Genomic DNA, 25103 nt, shown 5'->3' on the forward strand with positions numbered 1-25103 from the left:
CCTCCCACGCGCACCATTATTGATAAGCAGTGATAGTAGTAACTATCGTTGTGTAACACCGATTTAGTGCGCGTGTAGCTCAGCTGGATAGAGTACCTGGCTACGAACCAGGCGGTCGGAGGTTCGAATCCTCCCACGCGCACCATTATTTAAAGCTCAGCTTTTGCTGGGCTTTTTTTATGCCTGTAAGACCGCATAAACCGTCCTGCTTTCATGCTAGCCACTGTCAGACTTTTCTTCTTCCTGCTTCTTCTTTATAACCCATTCAATACCATCGGTCGATTTTGTCAGTTTTTTGAGGTGTTCCCTAAAATGAACTGATTTAGAATAAATAATTATATCTTTATCCATTAAATTTGATTGGGTAGCAGCCTGCGACTAACTTGCTGATATATGATTATTTTTGCAGGAAAATATGTTTTCGCTCTCATTAATCTTACGTTTACGTAAGTGTAACATGTGGTGGTGTTTCATCGCTGATAGGTATAAAGGTGGGTAAGATTTACTCAATAGTTCACAATCATTCACTGGTTATCTTTCAATAACTTGTGTTAAATTGTCGCGCTAAATAATAAAACTCAATCGATATTGATAAAAAATATTCAAATTACCGAAAAATAAGTGTGACTTGTTAATCAATTTGACATATTTTTGCTTGTCGTGATATTTCTTAACGTGCCAGTCACAAAATGAATGAAAGGAAGCATTATGGCAGATTTAGGAGCGTTGCTAACAGAAGCTGCAACAATCATGGCAACAGGCATGGTTGTGGTGTTCGTGTTTCTGAGCACTCTGATCTTTTTAGTCAATCTGTTGGCAAAGTTTGCTTCACAGAATGACATTCCAGCCGCGGTGAATCAGTCATCGCCAGCTGTTGTTAATCACAATGGTGTACAGCCAGAGGTGGTTGCTGCAATTTCTGCAGCCGTTCACCAGTACCGTAAGCAAAACGCATAAAGCAGATGTTTTGCTCAGAGTTTTTTAAACCTCTGACTGGTATTTATATTGTGATTTTTAGGACGAATTTTTTACAAGGAGTTTGTGAGCATGTCCAAGCCTTTAGCGATCACTGACGTAGTGTTACGTGACGCCCATCAGTCTTTATTTGCTACCCGTATGCGTATCGAAGATATGCTGCCAATTGCCGAACAGCTCGATAATATCGGCTACTGGTCTTTGGAAACATGGGGCGGCGCTACGTTCGACTCTTGTATTCGTTATCTTGGTGAAGATCCTTGGGAACGCCTAAGAGCTTTGAAGCAAGTGATGCCGAAAACCCCAATGCAAATGTTGCTGCGAGGGCAAAATTTATTGGGTTACCGTCATTATGCTGATGATGTGGTGGAGAAGTTTGTTGAACGGGCGCATGCCAATGGTATGGATGTTTTCCGTATCTTTGATGCCATGAATGACGTACGTAACTTTGAAAAAGCTGTGAAATCAGCGATTGATGTTGGTGCTCATGCCCAAGGCACGATTTCTTACACGACAAGCCCTGTCCATAACCTAGACACGTGGACCGATCTTGCTAAGCGCCTAGAAGACTTGGGTTGCCATTCGATTTGTATCAAAGATATGTCTGGTTTACTTAAGCCTTATGAAGCTGAAGAGTTGGTGAAACGCATCAAAGCGTCTTGTGATGTGCCATTAGCGCTTCATTGCCACGCAACCACTGGTTTATCAACAGCGACAGCGGTGAAAGCCGTTGAAGCAGGTCTCGATATCCTAGATACCTCTGTGTCATCCATGAGTCAAACCTACGGTCATACCCCAACGGAAACCGTTATTGCCATGCTAGAAGGTACTGAGCGTGATACTAAGCTCGATCTTCAGCAGATGGCGCCAATAGCAAGTTACTTCCGTGATGTACGTAAAAAGTATGCCACATTCGAGGGGAGCTTGAAGGGCGTTGATGCGCGTATTCTACTTGCTCAAGTGCCTGGTGGCATGTTGACGAATATGGAAAGCCAACTTAAAGAGCAAGGTGCATCTGATCGTTTTGATGAAGTACTGGAAGAGATCCCACGTGTACGTGAAGATTTAGGCTTTATTCCGTTAGTAACCCCAACATCGCAAATTGTGGGGACTCAAGCGGTATTGAATGTATTGACTGGCGAGCGCTATAAAAGCATTTCAAAAGAAACGGCTGGTGTACTGAAAGGTGAGTACGGTGCAGCGCCTGCCCCTGTGAATGCTGAACTGCAAGCTCGCGTGCTTGACGGTGCCGAGCCTGTGGTGTGTCGACCTGCTGATCTATTAGTGTCTGAACTTGATTCGTTAACCGACGAATTATCAGCAAAGGCGAAAACGGATAATATCCAGCTTGCCGACGCGGTTGTCGATGATGTATTAACCTATGCTTTATTTCCTCAAGTTGGTTTGAATTTCCTTAAAAATCGAAATAACCCGGATGCTTTTGAGCCGGCACCAAGTGCTGAACCGGAAGTTGCAGCCCCTGCAGCCTCTGCTCAACCAGCACCGGTTTCGACGGCGATTGAAGCGTACAGTGTTAACGTGAATGGCCAAGTTTATAATGTCGAAGTTGGTCCTGCTGGTGAAGTATCGTCGGTAGCCCCTGTTGCCGCTCCTGCTGCAGCCCCCGTAGCTGCTCCTGCAGCGTCAGCTGAATCGGTTCCTGCACCGTTAGCTGGGAATATCTTTAAAATCAATGTTCAGCCAGGTAACCAAGTCTCTGAAGGTGACGTATTGGTTGTGCTTGAAGCAATGAAGATGGAAACGGAAATACGTGCTGCCCGTAGTGGTACCGTGCAGGATCTGCATGTGAAGGAAGGTGACTCTGTTTCCGTAGGCTCTCCGATCCTGAGTTTGGCGTAAGAGGTTACCATGGACGGTTTATTAAAACTCTGGAATGAAACTGGGATAGCCAACTTCGAGTTTGGCCAAATTGTTATGATGCTGGTTGGGGCTGGGTTGCTGTTTTTAGCTATCCGCAAAGGTTTTGAGCCTTTATTGCTCCTTCCAATGGGCTTCGGTGCCATCTTAGCAAACATTCCCAACGCTGGCTTTACTGATCCTGGTGGGTTGCTCTATTACATCTATTATATCGGGATTGAAACAGGGGTATTCCCACTGTTGATCTTTATGGGTGTTGGGGCGATGACTGATTTTGGTGCGCTTATCGCAAATCCGAAAACATTGCTATTAGGTGCTGCCGCACAGTTTGGGATTTTCTTCACTCTGTTCGGTGCCATTTTGTTGAATGTGATCCCTGGAATGGAGTTCACCCTTGCAGATGCGTCATCAATAGCCATTATCGGTGGTGCCGATGGCCCAACAGCGATTTTCCTTGCGAGTCGGTTATCGCCTGATCTGCTAGGGGCGATTGCGGTTGCTGCCTACAGCTATATGGCGTTGGTACCGATCATTCAGCCACCGATTATGAAGGCATTAACGACGCCAGAAGAACGCACCATTAAAATGCAGCAGCTTCGCCATGTAAGCAAAACGGAAAAGGTATTATTTCCACTGGCCGTGCTGCTAATGACGATTTTGTTCCTGCCGTCAGCAACACCGCTGGTTGGTATGTTCTGCTTGGGTAACTTGATGCGTGAATCCGGTGTGGTCGATCGCCTATCGAATACGGTTCAAAATGAGCTGATCAATATTGTCACTATTATGCTTGGTTTAGGTGTCGGCTCTAAGTTGGCCGCTGAGCAGTTCTTGCGGTTTGAGACGCTAGGTATTTTGGTACTGGGTGCTGTGGCATTTAGTGTCGGAACCGGTGGTGGTGTATTGATGGCGAAGTTATTGAACCGCTTTAGCAAAGAAGACATCAATCCACTCATTGGTGCAGCGGGTGTTTCTGCCGTGCCAATGGCGGCTAGAGTCGTGAATAAGGTTGGCCTTGAAGCTAACCCGCAGAACTTCTTGCTAATGCATGCGATGGGACCGAATGTGGCAGGTGTGCTTGGTTCCGCAGTTGCGGCAGGTATATTACTTGCTCTCGTTGGCGGCTAATACCATAAGGTGCCGTTAGCCCTTTGAAACAATTTGAAACGGGTAGCCAGCGTGCTACCCGTTTTTTTTTGCCGTAAATACGCTATTGTACAAGGCTAAAAGAGCTTGCAGCGCTGTCGTTTTAAAAGGATAGAGATAATGAATTATCAGCAACTTGCGATTACAGAGTTTGGGGCACCGTCAGTATTAGCTTTACAACAAAGCGCTTTGCCTAGGCCAGAAAATGGACAGGTCTTAGTGAAGGTCAGCTATGCGGGTATCAATCCTATTGACGCAAAAACACGTGCAGGATTAGGTTGGGCTGCCCAGCAAAATAAAGACAATTTGCCATGGGTTCCGGGCTACGACATCGCAGGTGAAGTGCTTGCCTGTGGCGAAGATGTAGAGTGCTGGCAAACGGGCGATAGGGTATCAGGCTTCATTGGCTTTCCATTACGTGGTGGTGGCTATAGTGAGTATGTTGTCACTGACGCTGCTTCATTGACCAAGGTTGCGCCATCTATCGCGCTCAGCCAAGCGGCTGCTTTACCACTGGCTGGACAGACGGCATGGCAGGCACTAGATAAGGTTGGCGTTAAAGCCAATAAGCGGGTGCTGATATTAGCGGGAGCTGGCGGTGTTGGTCATATCGCGATTCAACTTGCTGTTGCACAAGGCGCACACGTTATTGCCAGTTGCTCGCCAGCCAATATCCCTTTTGTAACGGCTTTAGGTGCTGAAGCGGTTGATTACTATAAAGCCCCACTGGCAGAGCAGCTAGACAGTGTTGATTGCCTTGTCGACCTTATGGGAGGGGATGTAGGTATTGCCGCTTTGCCATGTGTAAAAGCGGGGGGCAAAGTGGTGACTATTCCCACCATTACTGCAGAGGCGGTTATTGAGCAAGCAAGCTTACAAGGTTTACAAGCGGAAGGTATGCTTGTTAGCCCATCGGTTGAACAGAACAAAGTAATGATGGCGATGATTGAATCCGGTCGCTTGAACGTGCATGTTGCCGGAGAATTTACTCTTTCTGAGGGGGCAAAGGCGCATCAGCAGATCGAATCCGGGCACACGCGAGGGAAACTACTTTTGGTGATGGATCACGCGTAATACATGTTTTACGGTGAATGTTTTTACCGTTTTAAATTTCAATAAGCCACAAGACAATCAAGAATAAGTTATTTCAATGCTAGAGTTATTTAATGGCGAGTCAGCCTTATGGGTACTTTTTACGACGGGTTTTTTAAGTGCAACGTTATTACCAGGCGGATCAGAGGCTAACTTAATTGCGACGATCAAACTGGGTGACAATGCAATTTGGCTGGTTGTTGTTGTAGCAACAATAGGTAACACCTTGGGCGGTATGACTAACTATTGGTTAGGAAGACTGCTCCCCGATAAAACTTCTAACGAAAAACATGGTCATAAAGCATTACAATGGCTAAAAAAATACGGTTATTGGTCGTTGCTGTTTAGTTGGTTACCTGTGATTGGTGATCCACTCTGCCTAGCGGCGGGCTGGTTGCGAATGCGACATTGGTTGAGCTTCTTCATTATCATGATTGGCAAAGCCGCTCGTTACATCGTACTTGCGATGATCGTTCAAGGTTTATTATAAGGAAGGCTTTAGTGCAAAAGTGGATCCTGGGGATTGCGTTGGTTTCTCTGGCTGGTTGTAGCCAATTTCAGAGCCAACAGGGCGACTTGCCCGCGTTACCTGAAGGGGTAACATTTGTTGAACAGGTGACGGCCGATCCGTCTTCGGCAACACCTGTTATTCCATACTCAAAATATACGTTATCAAATGGCTTAACCGTAATATTGCATGAGGATAACTCCGATCCATTAGTGCATGTTGATATGACCTACCATGTCGGATCAGCCCGTGAAGAACTTGGGAAATCAGGTTTTGCCCACTTCTTTGAACATATGATGTTTCAAGGCTCTGAAAATGTCGGTGATCAAGAGCACTTTCGCTTGATCACTGAAGCGGGTGGCACGCTAAACGGCACAACTAACCGTGATCGTACCAATTATTTTCAAACGGTTCCTGCCAACCAATTAGAGAAAGTCTTGTGGTTAGAAGCAGATCGGATGGGCTTTTTGCTTGAAGCTGTTTCTCAGCGAAAGTTTGAGATTCAGCGCTCAACGGTGAAAAATGAACGTGCCCAGCGTTATGAAAACCGTCCTTACGGGTTAGTGTATGAGCGTATGGGGGAGGCGTTATATCCACGTACACACCCATATTCTTGGCAAACTATCGGCTACATAGAAGATCTTGATCGAGTTGATGTTAATGATCTTAAAGCTTTTTTCCTTCGCTGGTATGGCCCAAACAACGCCACATTAACCATTGGTGGTGATCTTGATGTTGAACAAACACTGGAGTGGGTCAATAAGTACTACGGTTCGATCCCACGAGGCCCTGAGGTTGAAAAGCCTGCAAAGATGCCTGTCACTTTAGAGCAGGATCTGTACCTAACACTAGAAGATAAAATTCAACAACCAATGCTGTTAATGGCATGGCCTACATCATACAACGGCGCTGAAGATGAGGCGTCGCTTGATATGCTGGCGCGAGTCATTGGTGGCGGAAAAAATAGTCTGATGTATCAGAACTTGGTAAAAACCGGTGATGTTGTTGATGCAGGTGCATTCCATGATTGTGCCGAATTAGCGTGTACTATGTATGTCTATGCGATTGGTCAGAGCGGTGATGAAGGCAATTTAAAAACACTGCGCAAACAAGTTACCGATATCATGGATGGGCTTGAGCATCGTGGTGTGAATACAAACGAGCTTAATGAATTAAAGGGAATGGTAGAAGCGAACGCTATCTTTGGTTTGCAGAGTGTGAGTGGAAAAGTCTCGCAGTTAGCGGCCTATGAGACATTCTTTAATGATCCAAGCTACCTACGTACTGAATTGAGCAACCTCCGAACGGTGACGACGGCAAGTATGGAGCAAGTGTATATGGATTACCTTAATGGTAACCCAAGCGTCACACTTAGCGTTGTACCGAAAGGTAAAACGGAGATCGAGGCGGCTAAGCCAAACTTTACACCCACACCACGAATCATTCCTGAATTTACCAAAGTGACTGAAGCGGATTTGAATAAGCAGATGCGCGTAACAAAAGATGACTTTGATCGTTCTGTAATGCCACAACCTTCATCTCCTGTTGAAGCGGTTATCCCGGAATTGTATGAGTTCGAGTTAGCCAACGGTATTAAAGTGCTTGGTACAGAATACCAAGAAACCCCTACCGTTGAATTACAAATGGTATTACCTGCAGGGCGACGCTTCGAGCCAGAAAATAAAACCGGTCTAGCCAAGTTAACCGCCAGCATGATGGCTGAAGCAACAAAAAAATCGACGGTGGAAGAATTGTCTTCACGCTTAGATATGCTAGGCAGTACAGTCAATTTCAGTGCGGGTTTATATAGTACTGTGGTGTCGGTAACTACGCTTGAGAAAAACTTGCAAGAAACGCTCACTATTTTGGAAGAGCGATTGTTCTATCCGGCTTTTGCTCAGGCTGATTTTGATCGTGTGAAGCAGCAAGCATTAGAAGGCATAGTGTATGAACATCAGCGTCCAGCATGGCTGGCAGGGCAAGCAACACGCGAAGTCTTATTTGGAGGGACAAACTTTAGCTTACCTCCTGAAGGAACAAAAGCCTCGCTTGAAGCGATCACGCTTGCTGATGTGAAAGCGTTCTACCAACGTTACTACACGCCGAACGGTGCCGATATTGTGGTTGTTGGTGATATTACCGCTGCAGAGTTGAAATCGAACCTAAGCTTTCTTGCTAATTGGGAAGGGATGCCAAAACCGACATACATAACGCCAGAATTACCATCTTTGGACGGGCAAACTGTTTGGTTGGTAGATAAACCAGGCGCACCTCAAACCGTGGTTCGTTTAGCGCGACAAGGCTTACCTTATGATGCAACAGGGGAGCTATTCGAAACGCAGCTAGCAAACTTTAATTTGGCGGGTAACTTTAATAGCCGGATTAACCTCAACCTACGAGAAGATAAAGGTTACACCTATGGTGCCGGTGGTTATCAAAGTGGTGGTAAAGAGGTTGGCTTATCGGTGTATTACGCTCAGGTTCGTGCTGATGCTACATTGGCTTCGGTCAAAGAGTTTATTGCTGAATTAGAGAAAATGTCGAGCCAAGGGGTGAGTGAAGAAGAGTTGGCGTTCATGCGTTTGGCTGTTGGGCAAAAAGATGCGTTGAATTATGAAACACCAAGTAAAAAGGCGCAATTGCTCGGGCAAATCCTCACCTACTCATTACCTGTCGATTTTATTGATACGCGTAACGAGATGGTGGCTTCGATCAGTAAAGAGCGTATTAATGCATTAGCAGAAAAATGGTTTAACCCAGATGACTATCAAATCATTGTAGTTGGCGATGCCAAGACGCTTAAACCACAATTAGAGACGCTAGGGCAACCCGTTAAGTTGCTGCAGCCACAAATGTAAACCGCGTAAATGAATAGTGCCGACAGTGTACGCTGTCGGCTTCTATTTCTAGGATTAAACAGTAGTTTGATTGTTTCTATATCGTAAAAGTGTTTCGATATAATAATCATGGTAATCGTTAAAAATAATGATTACTCTAGCTCACTTAGTTGTTAATGATTGAGAATTATCGTAATGGACTTTTCACAAAGGTTGCAGCAAATCGCTGCGAATTCTGACGCACTTACCCAGATTGGCCGTGGCCTTGAGCGTGAAGCACTGCGAATTACCCCGCAGGGAGGGTTGTCTGCTGAGCCACACCCTGCTGATTTAGGCTCTGCACTTACCAATAAGTGGGTGACGACTGACTTTGCTGAGTCATTGCTAGAGTTCATTACTCCTGTGTCTCAAGATGTTGATCATTTATTGGATCAACTTGCTGATATCCACCAATTTACTTACTCGACATTGGGGCAGGAAAATCTGTGGCCGATGTCGATGCCTTGTTTTGTGGGTAATGAAAATGATATTCACCTCGCGCAATACGGTGACTCTAATACCGGTAAAATGAAAACGTTATACCGCGAAGGTTTGAAACACCGTTACGGCAGTGTCATGCAGATCATCTCTGGGGTGCATTTTAACTTTTCGTTTCCTGAGGCATTTTGGGATCAACTATTCGGTGAGCAAGAGGTTGATGCTCGTCAAAACTCAATCTCAGATGCTTATTTTGGTTTGATCCGTAACTATTACCGTTTTGGTTGGTTGATCCCTTACTTGTTTGGGGCATCACCTGCACTATGTGGCTCTTTCCTTAATAAAAGTTCATCATCAATGAACTTTGAGAAAGTTGGGGCTGGTACCTATTACTTGCCTAATGCTACGGCGTTGCGATTGAGTGATTTGGGTTATACCAACAATGAGCAAAGCTCGTTGAAGATTGGTTTCAACAACTTAGATCAATACCTAGATGGTTTGAAAAGTGCGATCCGTACCCCATCAACTGAGTTTGCTAAAATCGGCGTGAAAGTTGATGGTGAATACCGCCAACTGAATGCCAACGTTTTACAAATTGAGAATGAACTTTACGCCCCTATTCGCCCTAAGCGCGTGGCAAATAATGGTGAAAAACCGTCAGAAGCCCTTTCTCGTGCTGGGGTAGAGTATATTGAAGTTCGCTCATTGGATGTGAACCCGTTTAGTCCTGTTGGCATTACCTCTGATCAAGTTCGTTTTCTTGATTTATTCTTAACTTGGGCGGTGCTATCACCATCGAACTTGATGGACGATGCTGAATTAGAGTGCTGGCGAGATAACTGGAATCGTGTCGTTATCGATGGGCGTAACCCTGAGTTAGAGCTCAAAATTGGTTGTAATGGCGAACGCTTAACCGTGAAGCAATGGGGCACACAAGTTTTTGCTGAATTAGCACAAGTTGCAGAAGCGATGGATACTGCTGCGGGTAATACCGAGTATCAGCAAACACTCGAACGCTTGCAAACTTGGATTGAAGATCCATCCCTTACGCTGTCAGCTCAATTACTTGAGCAGATCAAAGCGCAAGATGGCATCGGTGGTGTTGGTTTATCATTGGCTCAAGCTCACAGTAACGAACTTAATATGCGTGATTACCAGTTTTATAATCAGCAAGTCATGGAAGAAGAGGCTAAAGCCTCGGTTGTGAAGCAGCAGAAAATTGAGCAGGCTGATAGCCAATCATTTGATGTGTTTCTTGATGACTATTTTGCCGACTTAAAATAGCTAGCTCGGCATATCAGGTATAAAAAAAGGGCAGCTCGTTAGCTGCCCGACAATTCATTTTATTTCGCAGGGATGACGACTGAAAATACCAGCCAGTCACCTATTTCGACCGCAGGGATAGTATAAGGTTCCATGGTAGTTTTTAAAAAGCCGCAATCTTTCCGCTTTGTATTAACCTTTCTTTCAGCCTTACTTCTCGTTGGTTGTGCTTCACCACCACCCCAGAACCAGTCAAACGTGTGCGATATTTTCCGTGAATACCCAAAATGGTATGAGTCGGCGTTAGATATGCAGGAAGAATGGGGTACACCGATTCAAGTTGCAATGGCGTTTATTAAGCAAGAGAGTAGTTTTCGTCATGATGCTCGTCCACCTAAAAAGTACGTTCTTGGTTTTATTCCATGGGGACGGATGAGTAGTGCGTACGGGTATGCACAAGCACAAGATCCTGCATGGAGTGATTACCAGAAAGCAACGCGTAATGGCGGCTCTCGAACCAATTTTGGTGATGCCCTAATGTTTGTGGGTTGGTATACCCATGAAACTCAGCGTCAGTTGGGGATCTCAAAATGGGATAGCTATAATCAGTACTTGGCTTATCATGAAGGTAGGGGAGGCTACAAGCGTGGCAGTTATAACGCTAAGCCGAATCTGATAAAAGTATCCCGGCGGGTTGAGCAGCAGGCCAAAGACTATGGCTGGCAGCTAAGTCAGTGCCGTAAAGAGCTAGAAGATAACCGTAGCTGGTGGCCATTTTAACATTCATTGCGTTGGCAAGAATGTAACCGGTTTTCGTGAAAATTGAATAAACTTCCCTGAAGAAGCTATTGGGCTTCGCGGGGGAGTCTCAGGCAAAGGAGCTAGGAAGTAATGCCATTATTAGATAGTTTTACCGTAGACCACACTCGTATGCATGCCCCAGCGGTACGCGTTGCGAAAACCATGCAAACTCCAAAGGGTGATACGATCACTGTTTTTGATTTGCGCTTCTGCCGCCCAAATGCTGAGATCCTGAGCGAGCGCGGTATTCACACCCTTGAACACCTTTACGCCGGTTTTATGCGTAATCACCTTAATTCCGATAGTGTCGAAATTATCGATATCTCACCAATGGGTTGTCGTACTGGTTTCTACATGAGCTTGATTGGTACGCCAAGCGAGCAGCTGGTCGCCGAAAGCTGGACGGCCGCGATGGAAGATGTACTGAAGGTTGAGTCACAAGATAAAATCCCAGAATTGAACGAGTACCAGTGCGGTACTTTTAGCATGCACTCTTTGGAAGAAGCACAAGCGATTGCGCGGACGATTCTTGAGCATGGTATTAACGTGAACAAAAATGATGAGTTAGCATTGCCAGACGCGATGTTACAAGACCTAAAGGTAAAGTAAGCGTGTTAACTTTCGTTGCTAAACGCAGCGAAAAAGAAAGCCGACATTAATAATGTCGGCTTTTTTATCGAACTTATCTTATGGATATGATTAGGGTTAGCCTGTTTCTTGCAGCTGGTTGGGTAAAACCTTTACCTGCTTAATCATATTTTCAGACACTTTAATGATTTCCATATGGTAGCCAGAGAGTTCAATACTGATCTGACTATCAGGGATGTCTTCTAGGTGTTCTAAAATCAAGCCATTAAGTGTACGAGGCCCATCCGTCGGCAGTACCCAGTTTAGGCTTTTGTTTAGATCTCGAATATTCGCACTGCCTTCAATGACCAAACTGCCATCTGGTAATGGTGTGATCTCTTCGGCTAATGTAGGGCTAATTGAAGTGGTGAATTCACCAACAATTTCTTCAAGAATATCTTCAAGAGTGATTAAGCCTTGAATATCACCATATTCATCAACAATTAAGCCAATGCGTTCTTTGTTGCGTTGGAATTTGAGCAGCTGGATATTCAATGGTGTGCCTTCAGGAATGAAGTACACCTCATCAGCAGCTCTTAGCAGGTTCTTTTTACTGAAATCGTTCTTATCCATCATCAAGCGGTAGGCTTCACGAACGCGAAGCATGCCAACTACTTCATCAATGTTGTCACGGTACAATACAATCCGACCATGCGCGGAATGGCTCAGCTGTCGAACGATGGATTTCCAATCATCGTTGATATTAATCGCGGCAATTTCACTGCGAGGCACCATGAGATCCTCGACCGTGACATTTTCCAAATCCAAAATAGACAGCAGCATGTCTTGGTGGCGACGTGGAATTAGCCCTCCCGCCTCGTTTACCACAGTGCGTAGCTCATCCGAACTCAACTTGGCATCATTCATATTGCTGACTTTTAGGCCAAGCAAACGTAAAAAACCATTAGTGATGCCATTGATGAACCACACCAACGGGTAGAGTATCTTCATTAATATACGCAGAACTATACTGCTGGCATAAGACACCCGCTCAGGGTAAAGCGCGGCAAGAGTTTTTGGCGTCACTTCGGCAAAAACTAAGACCACCAAGGTGAGTGCCCCGGTTGCGATTGCGACACCCATATCACCATATAGGCGCATACCGATAATGGTTGCGATAGCGGAAGCGAGGATATTGACTAAGTTATTTCCGATCAAGATCAAGCCGATCAAGCGATCAGGCCGAGACAGTAGCTTCTCAACCCGTTTAGCGCCACGGTGACCTTGATTGGCGAGATGCCTCAATTTATAGCGATTGAGTGCCATCATGCCAGTTTCAGAACCAGAGAAGTATCCGGAAATGACGAGAAGTAATATCAGAAGAGAAAATAAAATACTCGTAGATATGTCGTCCAAAAAGCGATGTCCTTAACGTTTCTGTTACAAGTACTTTGTACCTAGAGCAACGGGGTGTCAATAAATGGAGCGTCTAAATTATGCGCCAATGATGATTTCTTTAACGAAGCGGCTGCCGAAATAGGCCAGTGTCAGTAAAAAAGCACCTATCATGCTAAACCATACAACCCGACGACCACGCCAGCCCTGCTGGTAGTGTCCCCACAGTAATACACTGTAAACTCCCCAAGCAAGCAGGGATAGGATGGCTTTATGCAGCTTACCTTGCGCAAACATATCTTGGATAAAGATGAAGCCAGTGAGCAATGTCACAGTCAATAAACCATTTCCGACCAGAATGATCTTGAAAAGCTGACGTTCCACCATCATTAATGGAGGTATGTTCGGATTGATCTTTAAGCTCTTCTTATTCTTTAATTTGTGATCGAGCCAAGCCAATTGAATGGCGTACAATGTGGCGATCATTAAGGTAGAGTAAGAAAATAACGCTAAAGAGATGTGCAGCAGTACCTGAGGATGGGTTTCTAAATGGGTAATAAAAGCACTTGGGAGCAAGGTTGCTGCTGATAAATTAATCGCGGCAAAACTATACACGATAGGCAATAAAAACCAGACTCGCATACGAAGCATGGCGCCTGAGGTGATTATTGCTATTAATAAGCTGATCAGCGAAGCGACGTTCAGCATACTGAGATTTTGCCCTGGGCCACCGAGAATCAAATCTTTAAGCAGTAGGGCATGCAAGGCAATAGCTGCTAGCGCCAAGAAAAATACTGGCTTGGTTTTGATGCCATTGCTATTGGTCAATCCAGGAACAACAAGTCCTAGAGCAAGAAAGTATAGGCAAGCAGCCAATAAGGCAATTAACATATCCATAGTAAACTTAACTATTTAAGATGGTAGGAGTTCGCAATTATACCCTGCTAGCAGGCTGTCTGCTATGGCAAAGCCAATATGAATCGGTTAGCACGAGCGATTTGTTTACCTTTGTCACAGTGAAAGTGGCGTGAAGGCATGAAAGCAGGGCACAGATTGCGTTATACTAGCCAGATCTTACAGATTTAGTTGCGTAACGAGCGAGTAGCACATGTTCGAAAATTTAACGGAGCGTTTATCGCGAACGCTTAAGACTGTCAGCGGCCGAGGTCGACTGACTGATGACAACATTAAAGATACGTTACGTGAAGTACGTATGGCGTTACTCGAAGCTGATGTTGCGCTTCCTGTTGTCCGTGATTTTGTTAAGCGTGTTAAAGAGCGCGCAGTCGGTACTGAAGTATCGAAAAGCCTGACACCGGGACAAGAGTTCATCAAGATCGTTCAAGCAGAGCTTGAAAGCTTGATGGGTGACTCAAATGAAGATTTGAACCTCGCCAGTCAACCGCCCGCTGTTATCTTGATGGCAGGTCTTCAGGGTGCAGGTAAAACAACCAGTGTTGGTAAACTGGGTAAACTTCTTAAAGAGCGCCAGAAGAAAAAAGTTCTGGTTGTTTCTGCCGATGTATATCGCCCGGCGGCGATCAAACAGCTAGAAACATTGGCTGAAGATATTGGTATCGATTTCTTCCCGTCAACGGCAGATCAGAAGCCAATTGACATCGTTAACGCCGCACTCGCGCACAGTAAGCTTAAGTTTTACGATGTGCTGATTGTCGATACAGCAGGTCGCCTGCATGTCGATGGCGAGATGATGGATGAGATTAAAGACGTTCATCAGGCTATTAACCCAGTAGAAACGCTGTTCGTGGTTGATGCCATGACCGGTCAAGATGCGGCTAATACAGCAAAAGCCTTCGACGAAGCTCTGCCACTTACGGGTGTGATCCTAACGAAGGTCGACGGTGATGCACGTGGTGGTGCGGCACTATCTGTTCGTCATATTACCGGGAAGCCAATCAAGTTCTTGGGTGTGGGTGAAAAGACCGATGCACTTGAACCGTTTTTCCCTGATCGTGTTGCTTCTCGTATCTTAGGTATGGGTGACGTAATGTCACTGATCGAAGATCTAGAGCGTAATGTCGATAAAGATAAAGCTGAGCAATTAGCCAAGAAGTTTAAAGAGAAGAAAGGCTTTGACCTTGAAGACTTCCTTGGCCAGTTACAGCAAATGAAAAACATGGGCGGCATGATGGGGATGATGGATAAATTACCTGGCATGTCACAGCTACCGGGTAATGTGAAAGATCAGGTGGACGATAAAATGTTCAACCAGATGGAAGCCATCATTAACTCCATGACACCTGGTGAGCGAACTCGCCCTGAAATCATCAAAGGCTCGCGTAAAAAGCGTATTGCAATGGGTTCTGGTACACAGGTACAAGACGTAAACCGCTTACTTAAGCAGTTCACCCAAATGCAGAAGATGATGAAAAAGATGCAGAAAGGCGGCATGAAGAACATGATGCGCAACATGAAAGGCATGATGCCTGGTGGTGGCGGTGGTATGTTCGGTCGTTAATTAAGTATAACCCTAGGTAAAACAAGGCTTGGGCGGTTGGAATTTCTTTTAACTGGTGAAAAAGTAGCTAAAGCGGTTGCATTCGTCAGTTTAAAGAGTAAAATTCCCGAGCTTAATTTGGCACGGGCCTCGTCGTTATGTCGGGGTCGATTTTATTTACGTACTGTAAAGAGGACGATATGGTAACCATTCGTTTGGCACGTCACGGCGCTAAGAAGCGTCCATTCTATCACATCGTTGTTGCTGACTCTCGTTGCGCACGCGACGGTCGTAACATCGAAAAAGTTGGCTTCTTCAACCCGCTAGCTAAGGGTCAGGAAGAGCGTCTACGTCTAGACCTTGACCGTGTAAATCACTGGGTTGGTCTTGGCGCTACTGTGTCTGACCGCACAGCTAAGCTAATCAAAGACGCGGCTAAAGCGGCTTAATTAGTATGACAGGTAGCAGAGAAACGATGAGTACACAAGACCGCATAGTTGTCGGGAAACTAGGTGCCTCATACGGTATCAAGGGCTGGCTCAAAGTTTTTTCTTACACCGAAGATGCCGAAAGCATTTTTTCGTACCAGCCTTGGTTTGTAAAAGTTAAGGGTGAATTGAAAGAACTGAAGGTTGAGTCGTGGAAACGACACGGCCAGGGGTTAGTGGCTAAGCTAGAAGGCTTGGACATCCGTGAGGATGCACAAGTATTCACCAATGCTGAAGTCTACGTCCCGGCTGAGCAGCTACCAGCACTGTCAGGAGATGAATTCTACTGGCGTGAATTGTTTGGTATGTCAGTCGTTACTACTGAAGGTTACGACCTAGGTAAAGTAACTGACATCCTGGAAACAGGTTCAAACGATGTATTGGTAGTAAAAGCTAACCTGAAAGACGCTTTTGGGCAGAAGGAACGTTTAGTACCGTTCCTCGATGAGCAGGTCATCAAGTCGATTGATCGCACTGCTCAGCGGATCGAAGTTGACTGGGATCCTGGATTTTAACCCCGGTAATTAGGTGAAAAAATGAAGGTAGGCATAATAAGCCTGTTTCCTGACATGTTTAACGCCATTACCAATTTTGGGGTGACAGGCCAGGCGGTTAAAAAAGGCCTTTTGTCGGTAGAAACGTGGAATCCACGTGACTTTACTCACGACAAACACCGTACGGTTGATGATCGACCTTATGGTGGCGGACCTGGTATGTTAATGATGGTGCAGCCTTTGCGCGACGCTATTCACACTGCCAAACAGTCTGTAAAAGGTCCGACTAAAGTTATCTATCTTTCGCCTCAAGGCCGTAAGCTTGATCAAGCTGGTGTTGAGGAGCTAGCACAGAATGAGAATCTAATTCTTATCTGTGGTCGCTATGAAGGGGTAGATGAGCGCATTATCCAACAAGAGGTAGACGAAGAGTGGTCTATCGGTGATTTTGTGCTGACGGGTGGTGAACTACCCGCCATGACGTTGGTTGACGCAGTCGTCCGGTTTGTACCGGGTGTATTGGGTGACTTTGCGTCGGCAGAAGAAGATTCTTTTGCAAATGGCTTGTTAGATTGCCCTCACTATACGCGTCCAGAAGTGTTGGACGGACAAGAAGTCCCTAAGGTCTTGTTGTCTGGCAACCACAAGGACATTAGTCGCTGGCGATTAAAACAATCGTTGGGCCGAACTTGGCTAAGAAGACCAGAGCTCCTGGAAAACCTAGCTCTGACTGACGATCAGGAATTCTTGCTCGCGGAATTTATTCGCGAAAATAAGCAAGTAATCAATTAATTTAGTATCAGTTTATTCTAGGGTATTTACCAATGAGTAACATCATTAAGCAGCTCGAAGACGAGCAACTAAAACAAGACCTACCAACTTTCGCACCAGGTGACACTGTTGTTGTACAAGTTAAGGTAAAAGAAGGTACACGTGAGCGTCTACAGGCTTTCGAAGGCGTTGTAATCGCAATCCGTAACCGTGGTCTACATTCTGCATTCACTGTTCGTAAAATCTCGAACGGTGAAGGCGTTGAGCGTGCGTTCCAAACTCACTCTCCAATCGTTGACAGCATTACTGTTAAGCGTCGTGGTGCAGTACGTCGTGCCAAATTGTACTACCTACGTGAGCGTTCAGGTAAATCTGCACGTATCCGCGAGAAGCTTACTTCTAAGTAATTCGCGACGCGTAAGACGTTTAATGAAAAAGCCCACCGTAAGGTGGGCTTTTTTTTATGCGTGTGATTTATACCTATAAAAACAATACTACTTTTCGGCAGTTCGGACTCTTTGCTGCGGGTACTTAGAGGTGAGTGCGGCGATAGCTGCAGCGACGGTAAGTCTAAGGTGTTTGAAAGGAGTAGGTGATGTTCACTTTGATCGTGGCTTTACGTTGACGTGAAAATGGGTTCTATCGAAGGTATTGGATTGAGCGGGTTGCTCTGAGTATGGTTGATTCGCAGACGGTGCCAGCTGAGCAAGTACGGGACAATGCTAACGTTAGAGAGCGGCACTTACTATTAATAAACAGCTTTCGTAACCGATCTTTTTTATATGCTAATGGTATAAAAAAACCAGCCTATCGGCTGGTTTTTGTGTTTTAGGGGGGAACTAAAACTTAGGCACTTTCAGTGGCTGCCTTACCGTCATCTTCGTTAGCAAAGTCAGTGTCACCTTTGCCCTTCGAGATTTTAATCACGTAGCCTGTAATACCTAGTGCACCAACGATACCGACGATAGTTGAAATCATCATTGGTAGGCCAAAGCCTAGCTGGCTGTTGTTCAAGATGAAGGTAATACATACCGTCGTCATGAAGATAGCCGGTATTGTGGTTACCCAGTGCAGTTTGTTATGGCGTAGTAGGTAAGCCGAGGCTGTCCACAACATCATTACAGCTGTCGTTTGGTTTGCAAAACCGAAGTAGCGCCAGATGATACCGAAGTCTACTTGAGTAAGGATGCCACCAAGAACGAACAATGGTAGAGCCATTAGTAGGCGGTTGCGTAGCGTCTTCTGCTCCATGTTGAAGTATTCAGCAAGGATAAGGCGGCTTGAACGGAATGCAGTGTCACCTGATGTAATCGGTAGGATAACCACACCAAGGAAAGCAATAATACCACCGAACATGCCTAGTAGGCCGATAGATGAGCTGTATACCACGTTACCTGGGCCACCGTTAGCAACAGCGTCAGATAGTGCTTCTACTGAGCCGAAGAATGATAGCGCGAGTGCACACCAGATAAGGGCGATAACACCTTCACCAATCATTGCACCGTAGAATACGAAGCGACCGTTTTTCTCGTTTTCCATACAGCGTGCCATTAGAGGTGACTGTGTTGCGTGGAAACCAGAGATAGCACCACAAGCGATGGTGATGAATAGTGCAGGCCATAATGGCAGGTCATTCGGGTTCATGTTGGTGAACATCTGGCTCATCTCATAATCGCCAAGCAGGGTATGCTCGCTAGAGAAAGCAATCGCAGTGATCAGGCCAACAGACATGAAGATAAGCAGTGCGCCGAACAGTGGGTAGAAGCGGCCAATGATTTTATCAACAGGAACAATCGTTGCGATGATGTAGTAAGCGAAGATGATAACAACCATGGTTGTCATCGACATACCAATGTTGGTTTGTTCGTTTACAAGGTTAGTGATCATGCCCGCTGGTGCAGAAACGAAAACTACGCCAACCAGTAGCAACAGTACGATAGCAAAAATGTTCATAAAGTGTTTTGCACCGTTGCCCAAGTAGCGACCCGTAATGGTTGGTACAGAAGCACCGCCGTTACGAACAGAAAGCATACCCGAGAAATAGTCGTGGACGGCACCTGCGAAGATACAACCCAGAACAATCCATAACATGGCTGCAGGGCCATATAGCGCACCCATGATTGGGCCGAAGATTGGACCAACACCAGCAATATTAAGCAGCTGAACTAAGTACACACGCTTGTTCGACATCGGAACGAAGTCAACACCATCTTGCTTAGTGAAAGCTGGGGTTTTGCGATTCTCATTAATACCGAAGATTTTCTCGATAAATGCACCGTAGATGAAGTATCCACCGACTAGTGCTGCAACACACATCAAAAACCAGGCCATAAACTATCTCTCTATTCCTATTGGAGTTGGTTGGGTCGGTTTTGCGTTGTTGCCTGAACACCCTCGGCAATATGCGCAAAACAAATTTTTATGACGCCATAATAAAGAACTGAAGGAAAGATGCATCGGGTTAAGAGGTGAGTGGTTATATGGCAGGGTGAGTGGTCGATAACCACTTTTAGCGGTTTTAACGAGTGGGTTAAGTGGTTTTTCCGAGGCTTTGAGCGGTTAGATGAATATTGGAACTGTGATATTACGCGTGTTTGCGATTGCTGGAGTGTATCTTTGGTAAAATATAAATAAGATATTGGAGTGCGGTTAAAAGGCGAGGAGGCGTCGTTATGAATATTCAATTTATAAGTCGAATTACTGGGCTATTGATAGCGGTCTTGATGATGTTCGGGTGTACAACTCAGTCATCTTTAATAAAGGAAGCCAATTGGTATCAACTTGGCTTCAATGCAGGTAACAGAGGGGAGAGTGCAACGACTGCTCAGGCGTTAGAGGTTAGAGCAAAAGATATTAGCACTGAAAAGCCCGACCATATTCGTTATCTGGAGGGCTATCAGCAGGGTATTCATCAATATTGTTCACTTGAGCGGTTACAGCAGCTCGGACAGGAAGGAAAGACCGATTGGCAAGCCTGCGAGTTTCGCCGGGAAGACGCTGGCTTGTACCTCATTTATTGGCAAAGAGGTTATGAACGCTGGCTAAGTTTCACCGGTCCTCATGGGGCATAAATAATGATCACTGAAAGTGTTAGCACAAGCCAAATCGGTCTTTGAGTTCTTTTAAATAGCGTCGACTAACGGGAACTTGATAGTTATGAACCGTGGTAATTTCTGCTAACCCATTCTCTAATAACTTAATCTCTCTTATGGCCTGCGGATGAATAAGGTACTGGCGGTGACAACGGATCAGCGGGGTTTTTTCTTCTAAAATCTTAAGCGTTAGTTGCGTGGTTGCATTGGTATTTTTACCCACCACATGCACACCCGATAGATCGGAGTAGGCGGTCTCAATTTCTGCGGGGCTCAGCAACAGAATTCGGTTGTGGCCAGTACAGGGAATAAGCTCAAGCATGTCGGATACGAGCGGTGAAAAGTCAGTGGGTTGGAACTCTTTACGCAGTCGTTTGATAGTTTTATTTAAACGACATGGCTCAACCGGTTTTAGCAGGTAGTCGAAGGCATTATCTTCAAAAGCTTTTAAGGCATATTCATCATAAGCGGTAACAAAAACGACTTTTGGCATGGTTTCTGGATCAAGCATGCTTAGCATCTCGATGCCGGTGATCTGCGGCATTTGAATATCTAAAAAGATGGCATCGGGTTTGAGCTGGTTGATTTTTTTTAATGCTTCTATGGCATTACTACATTCGCCAATAACTTCAACATCACCCGTTTCATGGAGAAGATCAACTAACTCCTCACGAGCATAGCGCTCATCATCAATCACCAGTGCCTTAATCATGATGTTTTTTCTCCAGTTACTTCATTGTGTTGTAGCGCATTCATCGGAATTGTAATCGTGGCTCGGGTCCACAGTTCTGACTGGCATGACATTGCGAGCCCATACTGTTGCCCAAACATGTTTTTTAATCGCTTATCGACGATTTTCATGCCTAGTCCTTCCCCTTCACCGACGGGAGCATAATTACCGGCATTATCTTCGACTTCAAGGATCGCATGGTCATTATCCACATAACCATTGAGGGTGATTTTACCATTTTCAAGCAATGTTGATACGCCATGCTTGATGGCATTTTCGACTAACGGCTGCACAGTGAATGTTGGTAACCGCATTGCCATGATCTCTGGGCTGACATTGACCTCAACATGTAAGCGGTCTGAAAAGCGAGCCAATTCAATCTCGAGGTAGGAGTGAACATGTTGTAGTTCTTCCTTCAGAGTTACGGTCTCGATATTTTGCTTTAAGTTACGGCGAAAAAATTGTGATAAGTGCTGGATCAGTTGTCGTGCTTTATCTGGATCGCGGCGTACAACAGCGTTAATGGTATTGAGGGCGTTAAACAAGAAGTGCGGATTAACTTGTGCCTGCAATAATCGGAGTTCAGCTTGAGTCAGTAAATTCTGTTGTTGAATATAACGGCCAGTTAAAATTTGGTTGGAAAGCAGCTTTGCGATGCCCTCGCCAAGTGTCAGGTTAACGGTCGAGAACAGTTTCCTTTTCGGCTCATAAAGCTTGATGGTGCCTAACACTTCGTTATTTCCGCCAACCAGTGGGATCACCAATGCAGAGCCAAGCTTACATTTTTTATGTAGCGAGCATTGGTAGGAAATATCATACCCGTCAGCGTAAATAAGCTCACGGCCATCAATGGCACGGTGAGTGTACCCTGATGAGATTGGTGTCCCTGGTATGTGGTGATCATCGCCAATGCCGATAAAGGCTAAGATTTTTTCTCGGTCAGTGATCGCAACAGCACCAACACCAGTCTCATCATAGACAATTTTGGCTATTTGCTTGGTGGTCTCTTCGTTAAAGCCTTGGCTTAGAATACCCACAGATCGCTGAGCAATTTTGAGGGCTCGGCTAGAAAAGGCGGCTGAATATTTTTCATAAATTGTTTTGCGGTCTTGGATGATACTCATAAATAGTGCCGCGCCGATAGAGTTGGCGATGACCATCGGTAAAGCAATTGAGCTGACAAGGTTTAAGGCTTGGTCGAATGGCTTTGCTACCATCAAAATAATTAGCATCTGTACAATTTCAGCGGCTAAGGTAATGATAAAGACAATCATCGGACGAAATATTTGATCGGCTTGGCCACGACGCACAAAGTAACTGTGCATAAGCCCGCCAATAAGCCCTTCAGCAGTGGTTGAAATTGCACAAGCAAGATCGGTGAAGCCACCTAACGTGTAACGGTGAACCCCACCAGTTAACCCGACGGCGAAGCCAACAATAGGGCCACCGAGTAGTCCCCCCATAACGGCACCGATAGCTCGGGTATTCGCAATGGCATCTTCTATGTCAAGCCCGAAGTAAGTGCCTAAAATACAGAAGAGGGAAAACAAAATATAACAAGAAAAGCGCTGTGAAAGCCGGCCAGAAATCGAGGTAATTGGCATAAACAGCGGTGTTTTACTTAAAAGATAAGCTAATACTAAATAGACGCTGAGTTGCTGAAGAAGTGAAAAAATCAGTTCCATGACGCTTAATTTTGAAGTGGGGGACTGCAATTATGGTAACTGGCTTTTAGGAAGATAGCCAAAAAACACAGGTCGTAAACTTTTATTTACAAGTGGTGTTTTTTGTTTACAGGCTATTGCAATTAGGTCAAACCCCTTGTTATTGTATGCCTCGTGACAGGTAAAACCTGTTCTATCTTATTTGTGTTGTTTAAAGTTTACAGGGAAGCCATCATGCAAAAAGACCAACTGAATAACGTTCATATCGAAGATGAGTCAGTACTCATTACGCCTCAAGAGCTAAAAGCGAAGCTACCTGTTAGCGAAGAAGCACTGTCTTTTATTCGCGACTCTCGTCAAACCATTGCTGATATTACCCATAAGCGTGATCACCGTTTGCTGGTGGTATGTGGTCCGTGTTCCATTCACGATATCGAAGCGGCAAAAGAATATGCGGTTAAGTTAAAACAGCTCTCAGAAGCACTGAGTGACCAACTGTATATTGTTATGCGTGTGTACTTTGAAAAACCACGTACAACTGTGGGGTGGAAAGGACTGATTAATGACCCACATCTTGATGGTTCATTTGAGGTAGAAGAAGGTCTTCATATTGGCCGTCAGCTATTAATTGACTTGGTTGAAATGGGGATCCCTTTGGCAACAGAAGCATTAGATCCAATCAGCCCACAGTACTTGGGGGATTTATTCAGTTGGGCGGCGATTGGTGCTCGAACAACAGAGTCACAAACTCACCGTGAAATGGCGAGTGGCCTATCCATGCCAGTCGGCTTTAAAAATGGTACCGATGGCAGTTTAGGGACAGCAATAAATGCAATGCAAGCGGCCGCATCTGGGCACCGCTTTATGGGCATTAACCCTGACGGTCAAGTCGCGCTATTAAATACTCAGGGTAACCCTGACGGCCATGTTATTTTACGTGGCGGTAAGCAGACTAACTATGATTCAGTGTCGGTCACGGAATGTGAAAACGAGATGAACACTGCAGGTCTTTCTCCATCGCTAATGGTAGACTGTAGTCACGCTAACTCACGAAAAGATTACCGCCGCCAGCCGTTGGTTGCTGAAGATGTGATCCACCAAATTCGTGAGGGTAACAAGTCAATTATTGGCTTGATGCTGGAAAGCCATATCAATGAAGGAAGCCAAAGCTCGGATTTACCGCGAGATGAAATGGCTTACGGTGTATCAATCACTGATGCTTGTATCAGCTGGGAAGCGACAGAAACGTTATTGCGCCATGCCCATCAAGAGCTGACACCATTCCTTCAACAACGTAATAGTTAACGATTAACGTTTGCATAGATAGCAGAGAGCCCGGGAAATGGTTGCTGAATTAAGTAAATTACGAGATCAAATTGATGATGTCGACCAACAGATGGTTGAGCTGCTTGCTCGCCGTCTGGCGTTGGTTGAAGAAGTTGGGCATGTTAAAAGCCAGCATGGCCTGCCAATTTATGCCCCTGATCGTGAAGCGGCGATGCTTGCTTCACGTCGTCAGGAAGCTGAAAAAAAAGGTGTGCCGCCCGATCTTATCGAAGATATTTTGCGCCGTACCATGCGTGAATCCTACGCCAGTGAAAATGACTCCGGCTTTAAATGTTTAAAGCCAGAACTACGACCGATTGTGGTGGTAGGAGGGCATGGCCAGCTAGGTGGTTTATTCTGCCGTCTATTTGAATTATCGGGTTACCAAGTTCGTAAACTCGGCAGCCAAGACTGGGATCGCGCTGATGAGTTGCTATCTGATGCGGGGATGGTTGTAGTTTCAGTACCTATCAACCTTACTGAGCAAGTGATAGCTAAGCTTAATTACTTGCCTGAAGATTGTATTTTAGCTGATTTAACATCAGTGAAAAGTGGGCCATTACAGGCCATGCTTGAAGTGCACAATGGTCCCGTGGTTGGTTTACACCCAATGTTTGGGCCAGATATTGCGAGCTTGGCTAAACAGGTTGTGGCTTATTGCGATGGCAGAAATCCAGAAAGTTATCAGTGGTTACTTGAGCAATTCCAAATTTGGGGTGCTTCACTAAATCGTATAAGTGCCATTGAACATGATCAAGGCATGACGTTAATTCAGGCTCTGCGTCACTTTACATCGTTTGTTTACGGTGTTCACTTGGCAGAAGAAGATCCAAAGCTCGAGCAATTACTATCACTCAGCTCGCCAATTTACCGGCTAGAGCTGGCAATGGTTGGCCGATTGTTCGCACAAGATGCCCAGCTATATGCTGATATTATTATGTCATCTCCGCAAAATATCGACATGATCAAGCGCTTCCACCAACGTTTTGGTGAAGCCATTGAAATGCTTGATAGCAAAGATAAAGGTGCTTTTAAGCAGGCATTTGGGCAAGTTGAAGGCTGGTTTGGAGATTATGCCCAGCATTTTTTAATCGAGAGCCAGGGATTACTTAGACAGGCGAACGATTCTACTCATCGCGCATAA

22 protein-coding genes and 1 tRNA gene are annotated in these 25103 nt (G+C 45.3%); 18 read left to right on the forward strand and 5 right to left on the reverse strand.

Going from position 1 to position 25103, the window contains the following annotated elements; translation table 11 throughout:
• Nucleotides 1–68: 68 nt before the first annotated feature.
• From L4D09_RS23935 to luxS, 10 genes are all read left to right on the forward strand, one after another.
• Nucleotides 69–145, forward strand: a tRNA-Arg gene (locus L4D09_RS23935).
• Between the two features lie 563 nt (nt 146–708).
• The gene (locus L4D09_RS23940; RefSeq protein ID WP_428460055.1) at nt 709–957 is read left to right on the forward strand and encodes an oxaloacetate decarboxylase subunit gamma; all 249 of its coding nucleotides are present in this window, start codon (nt 709–711) and stop codon (nt 955–957) included.
• Nucleotides 958–1047: 90 nt separating this feature from the next.
• On the forward strand, nt 1048–2835 hold the full coding sequence (oadA, locus tag L4D09_RS23945; protein WP_428460056.1) for a sodium-extruding oxaloacetate decarboxylase subunit alpha: 1788 nt from the start codon (nt 1048–1050) through the stop codon (nt 2833–2835).
• Between the two features lie 9 nt (nt 2836–2844).
• Complete coding sequence (locus L4D09_RS23950) at nt 2845–3978, forward strand: sodium ion-translocating decarboxylase subunit beta (protein ID WP_428460057.1); 1134 nt, start codon at nt 2845–2847, stop codon at nt 3976–3978.
• Nucleotides 3979–4116: 138 nt separating this feature from the next.
• On the forward strand, nt 4117–5070 hold the full coding sequence (locus tag L4D09_RS23955) for an NADP-dependent oxidoreductase (RefSeq protein WP_428460058.1): 954 nt from the start codon (nt 4117–4119) through the stop codon (nt 5068–5070).
• Nucleotides 5071–5146: 76 nt separating this feature from the next.
• Complete coding sequence (locus L4D09_RS23960) at nt 5147–5578, forward strand: YqaA family protein (RefSeq protein ID WP_428460059.1); 432 nt, start codon at nt 5147–5149, stop codon at nt 5576–5578.
• An 11-nt stretch (nt 5579–5589) separates the two neighbouring features.
• Entirely contained in the window at nt 5590–8454 is a 2865-nt protein-coding gene (locus L4D09_RS23965) for a M16 family metallopeptidase (RefSeq protein WP_428460060.1), read from the forward strand.
• A 174-nt stretch (nt 8455–8628) separates the two neighbouring features.
• On the forward strand, nt 8629–10194 hold the full coding sequence (gene gshA, locus L4D09_RS23970; RefSeq protein ID WP_428460061.1) for a glutamate--cysteine ligase: 1566 nt from the start codon (nt 8629–8631) through the stop codon (nt 10192–10194).
• A 132-nt stretch (nt 10195–10326) separates the two neighbouring features.
• Nucleotides 10327–10953, forward strand: coding sequence for a transglycosylase SLT domain-containing protein (locus L4D09_RS23975; RefSeq protein ID WP_428460062.1), 627 nt, complete (start codon nt 10327–10329; stop codon nt 10951–10953).
• A 111-nt stretch (nt 10954–11064) separates the two neighbouring features.
• A complete protein-coding gene (gene luxS, locus L4D09_RS23980) occupies nt 11065–11583 on the forward strand; it encodes an S-ribosylhomocysteine lyase (protein ID WP_428460063.1) in 519 nt (172 codons plus the stop codon).
• A gap of 96 nt (nt 11584–11679) precedes the next feature.
• On the opposite strand, the gene L4D09_RS23985 is transcribed toward luxS, so the two are convergent.
• Nucleotides 11680–12957: an HlyC/CorC family transporter gene (locus tag L4D09_RS23985; RefSeq protein ID WP_428460064.1), complete on the reverse strand. Its 1278-nt coding sequence runs from the start codon at nt 12955–12957 to the stop codon at nt 11680–11682.
• A 78-nt stretch (nt 12958–13035) separates the two neighbouring features.
• The gene (locus tag L4D09_RS23990; RefSeq protein WP_428460065.1) at nt 13036–13833 is read right to left on the reverse strand and encodes a cytochrome C assembly family protein; all 798 of its coding nucleotides are present in this window, start codon (nt 13831–13833) and stop codon (nt 13036–13038) included.
• Nucleotides 13834–14044: 211 nt separating this feature from the next.
• Between L4D09_RS23990 and ffh the strand changes: the two genes are divergently transcribed.
• From ffh to rplS, 5 genes are all read left to right on the forward strand, one after another.
• The gene (gene ffh, locus L4D09_RS23995; RefSeq protein ID WP_428460066.1) at nt 14045–15415 is read left to right on the forward strand and encodes a signal recognition particle protein; all 1371 of its coding nucleotides are present in this window, start codon (nt 14045–14047) and stop codon (nt 15413–15415) included.
• Between the two features lie 179 nt (nt 15416–15594).
• Complete coding sequence (gene rpsP / locus L4D09_RS24000) at nt 15595–15843, forward strand: 30S ribosomal protein S16 (protein ID WP_428460067.1); 249 nt, start codon at nt 15595–15597, stop codon at nt 15841–15843.
• Entirely contained in the window at nt 15843–16397 is a 555-nt protein-coding gene (gene rimM / locus L4D09_RS24005; RefSeq protein ID WP_428460083.1) for a ribosome maturation factor RimM, read from the forward strand. Before rpsP ends, rimM begins: the two co-directional genes overlap by 1 nt.
• Before the next feature lie 21 nt (nt 16398–16418).
• Nucleotides 16419–17168, forward strand: a complete 750-nt coding sequence (trmD, locus tag L4D09_RS24010; protein WP_428460068.1) for a tRNA (guanosine(37)-N1)-methyltransferase TrmD — start codon at nt 16419–16421, stop codon at nt 17166–17168.
• 32 nt (nt 17169–17200) lie between these two features.
• Nucleotides 17201–17554, forward strand: a complete 354-nt coding sequence (rplS, locus tag L4D09_RS24015; RefSeq protein ID WP_428460069.1) for a 50S ribosomal protein L19 — start codon at nt 17201–17203, stop codon at nt 17552–17554.
• 439 nt (nt 17555–17993) lie between these two features.
• On the opposite strand, the gene L4D09_RS24020 is transcribed toward rplS, so the two are convergent.
• Nucleotides 17994–19478: a carbon starvation CstA family protein gene (locus tag L4D09_RS24020; protein ID WP_428460070.1), complete on the reverse strand. Its 1485-nt coding sequence runs from the start codon at nt 19476–19478 to the stop codon at nt 17994–17996.
• Nucleotides 19479–19819: 341 nt separating this feature from the next.
• On the opposite strand from L4D09_RS24020, the gene L4D09_RS24025 reads away from it, so the two are divergent.
• On the forward strand, nt 19820–20218 hold the full coding sequence (locus L4D09_RS24025) for a DUF2799 domain-containing protein (protein WP_428460071.1): 399 nt from the start codon (nt 19820–19822) through the stop codon (nt 20216–20218).
• Between the two features lie 19 nt (nt 20219–20237).
• Here L4D09_RS24025 and btsR read toward each other — a convergent pair whose 3' ends face one another.
• Entirely contained in the window at nt 20238–20951 is a 714-nt protein-coding gene (btsR, locus tag L4D09_RS24030; RefSeq protein WP_428460072.1) for a two-component system response regulator BtsR, read from the reverse strand.
• Nucleotides 20948–22654: a LytS/YhcK type 5TM receptor domain-containing protein gene (locus L4D09_RS24035; protein ID WP_428460073.1), complete on the reverse strand. Its 1707-nt coding sequence runs from the start codon at nt 22652–22654 to the stop codon at nt 20948–20950. The genes btsR and L4D09_RS24035 overlap by 4 nt, the downstream gene beginning before the upstream one ends.
• A 213-nt stretch (nt 22655–22867) precedes the next feature.
• Here L4D09_RS24035 and L4D09_RS24040 point away from each other — a divergent pair, with 213 nt between their 5' ends.
• A complete protein-coding gene (locus tag L4D09_RS24040; RefSeq protein ID WP_428460074.1) occupies nt 22868–23938 on the forward strand; it encodes a 3-deoxy-7-phosphoheptulonate synthase in 1071 nt (356 codons plus the stop codon).
• 37 nt (nt 23939–23975) lie between these two features.
• Nucleotides 23976–25103: a bifunctional chorismate mutase/prephenate dehydrogenase gene (tyrA, locus tag L4D09_RS24045; RefSeq protein WP_428460075.1), complete on the forward strand. Its 1128-nt coding sequence runs from the start codon at nt 23976–23978 to the stop codon at nt 25101–25103.

It is taken from the genome of Photobacterium makurazakiensis (genome assembly GCF_050336715.1).
Taxonomy (GTDB): Bacteria; Pseudomonadota; Gammaproteobacteria; order Enterobacterales; family Vibrionaceae; genus Photobacterium; species Photobacterium makurazakiensis.

What these genes read in the sequence shown, in the direction of transcription:
- rplS (WP_428460069.1), top strand. Translation starts at nt 17,201, where the DNA reads ATGAGTAACATCATTAAGCAGCTCGAAGACGAGCAACTAAAACAAGAC.
- gshA (WP_428460061.1), top strand. Translation starts at nt 8,629, where the DNA reads ATGGACTTTTCACAAAGGTTGCAGCAAATCGCTGCGAATTCTGACGCA.
- L4D09_RS24040 (WP_428460074.1), top strand. Translation starts at nt 22,868, where the DNA reads ATGCAAAAAGACCAACTGAATAACGTTCATATCGAAGATGAGTCAGTA.
- tyrA (WP_428460075.1), top strand. Translation starts at nt 23,976, where the DNA reads ATGGTTGCTGAATTAAGTAAATTACGAGATCAAATTGATGATGTCGAC.
- rpsP (WP_428460067.1), top strand. Translation starts at nt 15,595, where the DNA reads ATGGTAACCATTCGTTTGGCACGTCACGGCGCTAAGAAGCGTCCATTC.
- ffh (WP_428460066.1), top strand. Translation starts at nt 14,045, where the DNA reads ATGTTCGAAAATTTAACGGAGCGTTTATCGCGAACGCTTAAGACTGTC.
- L4D09_RS23990 (WP_428460065.1), bottom strand. Translation starts at nt 13,833, where the DNA reads ATGGATATGTTAATTGCCTTATTGGCTGCTTGCCTATACTTTCTTGCT.
- L4D09_RS23940 (WP_428460055.1), top strand. Translation starts at nt 709, where the DNA reads ATGGCAGATTTAGGAGCGTTGCTAACAGAAGCTGCAACAATCATGGCA.
- L4D09_RS24025 (WP_428460071.1), top strand. Translation starts at nt 19,820, where the DNA reads ATGAATATTCAATTTATAAGTCGAATTACTGGGCTATTGATAGCGGTC.
- oadA (WP_428460056.1), top strand. Translation starts at nt 1,048, where the DNA reads ATGTCCAAGCCTTTAGCGATCACTGACGTAGTGTTACGTGACGCCCAT.
- L4D09_RS23950 (WP_428460057.1), top strand. Translation starts at nt 2,845, where the DNA reads ATGGACGGTTTATTAAAACTCTGGAATGAAACTGGGATAGCCAACTTC.
- L4D09_RS23975 (WP_428460062.1), top strand. Translation starts at nt 10,327, where the DNA reads ATGGTAGTTTTTAAAAAGCCGCAATCTTTCCGCTTTGTATTAACCTTT.
- L4D09_RS23955 (WP_428460058.1), top strand. Translation starts at nt 4,117, where the DNA reads ATGAATTATCAGCAACTTGCGATTACAGAGTTTGGGGCACCGTCAGTA.
- L4D09_RS23960 (WP_428460059.1), top strand. Translation starts at nt 5,147, where the DNA reads ATGCTAGAGTTATTTAATGGCGAGTCAGCCTTATGGGTACTTTTTACG.
- btsR (WP_428460072.1), bottom strand. Translation starts at nt 20,951, where the DNA reads ATGATTAAGGCACTGGTGATTGATGATGAGCGCTATGCTCGTGAGGAG.
- luxS (WP_428460063.1), top strand. Translation starts at nt 11,065, where the DNA reads ATGCCATTATTAGATAGTTTTACCGTAGACCACACTCGTATGCATGCC.
- trmD (WP_428460068.1), top strand. Translation starts at nt 16,419, where the DNA reads ATGAAGGTAGGCATAATAAGCCTGTTTCCTGACATGTTTAACGCCATT.
- L4D09_RS24020 (WP_428460070.1), bottom strand. Translation starts at nt 19,478, where the DNA reads ATGGCCTGGTTTTTGATGTGTGTTGCAGCACTAGTCGGTGGATACTTC.
- L4D09_RS24035 (WP_428460073.1), bottom strand. Translation starts at nt 22,654, where the DNA reads ATGGAACTGATTTTTTCACTTCTTCAGCAACTCAGCGTCTATTTAGTA.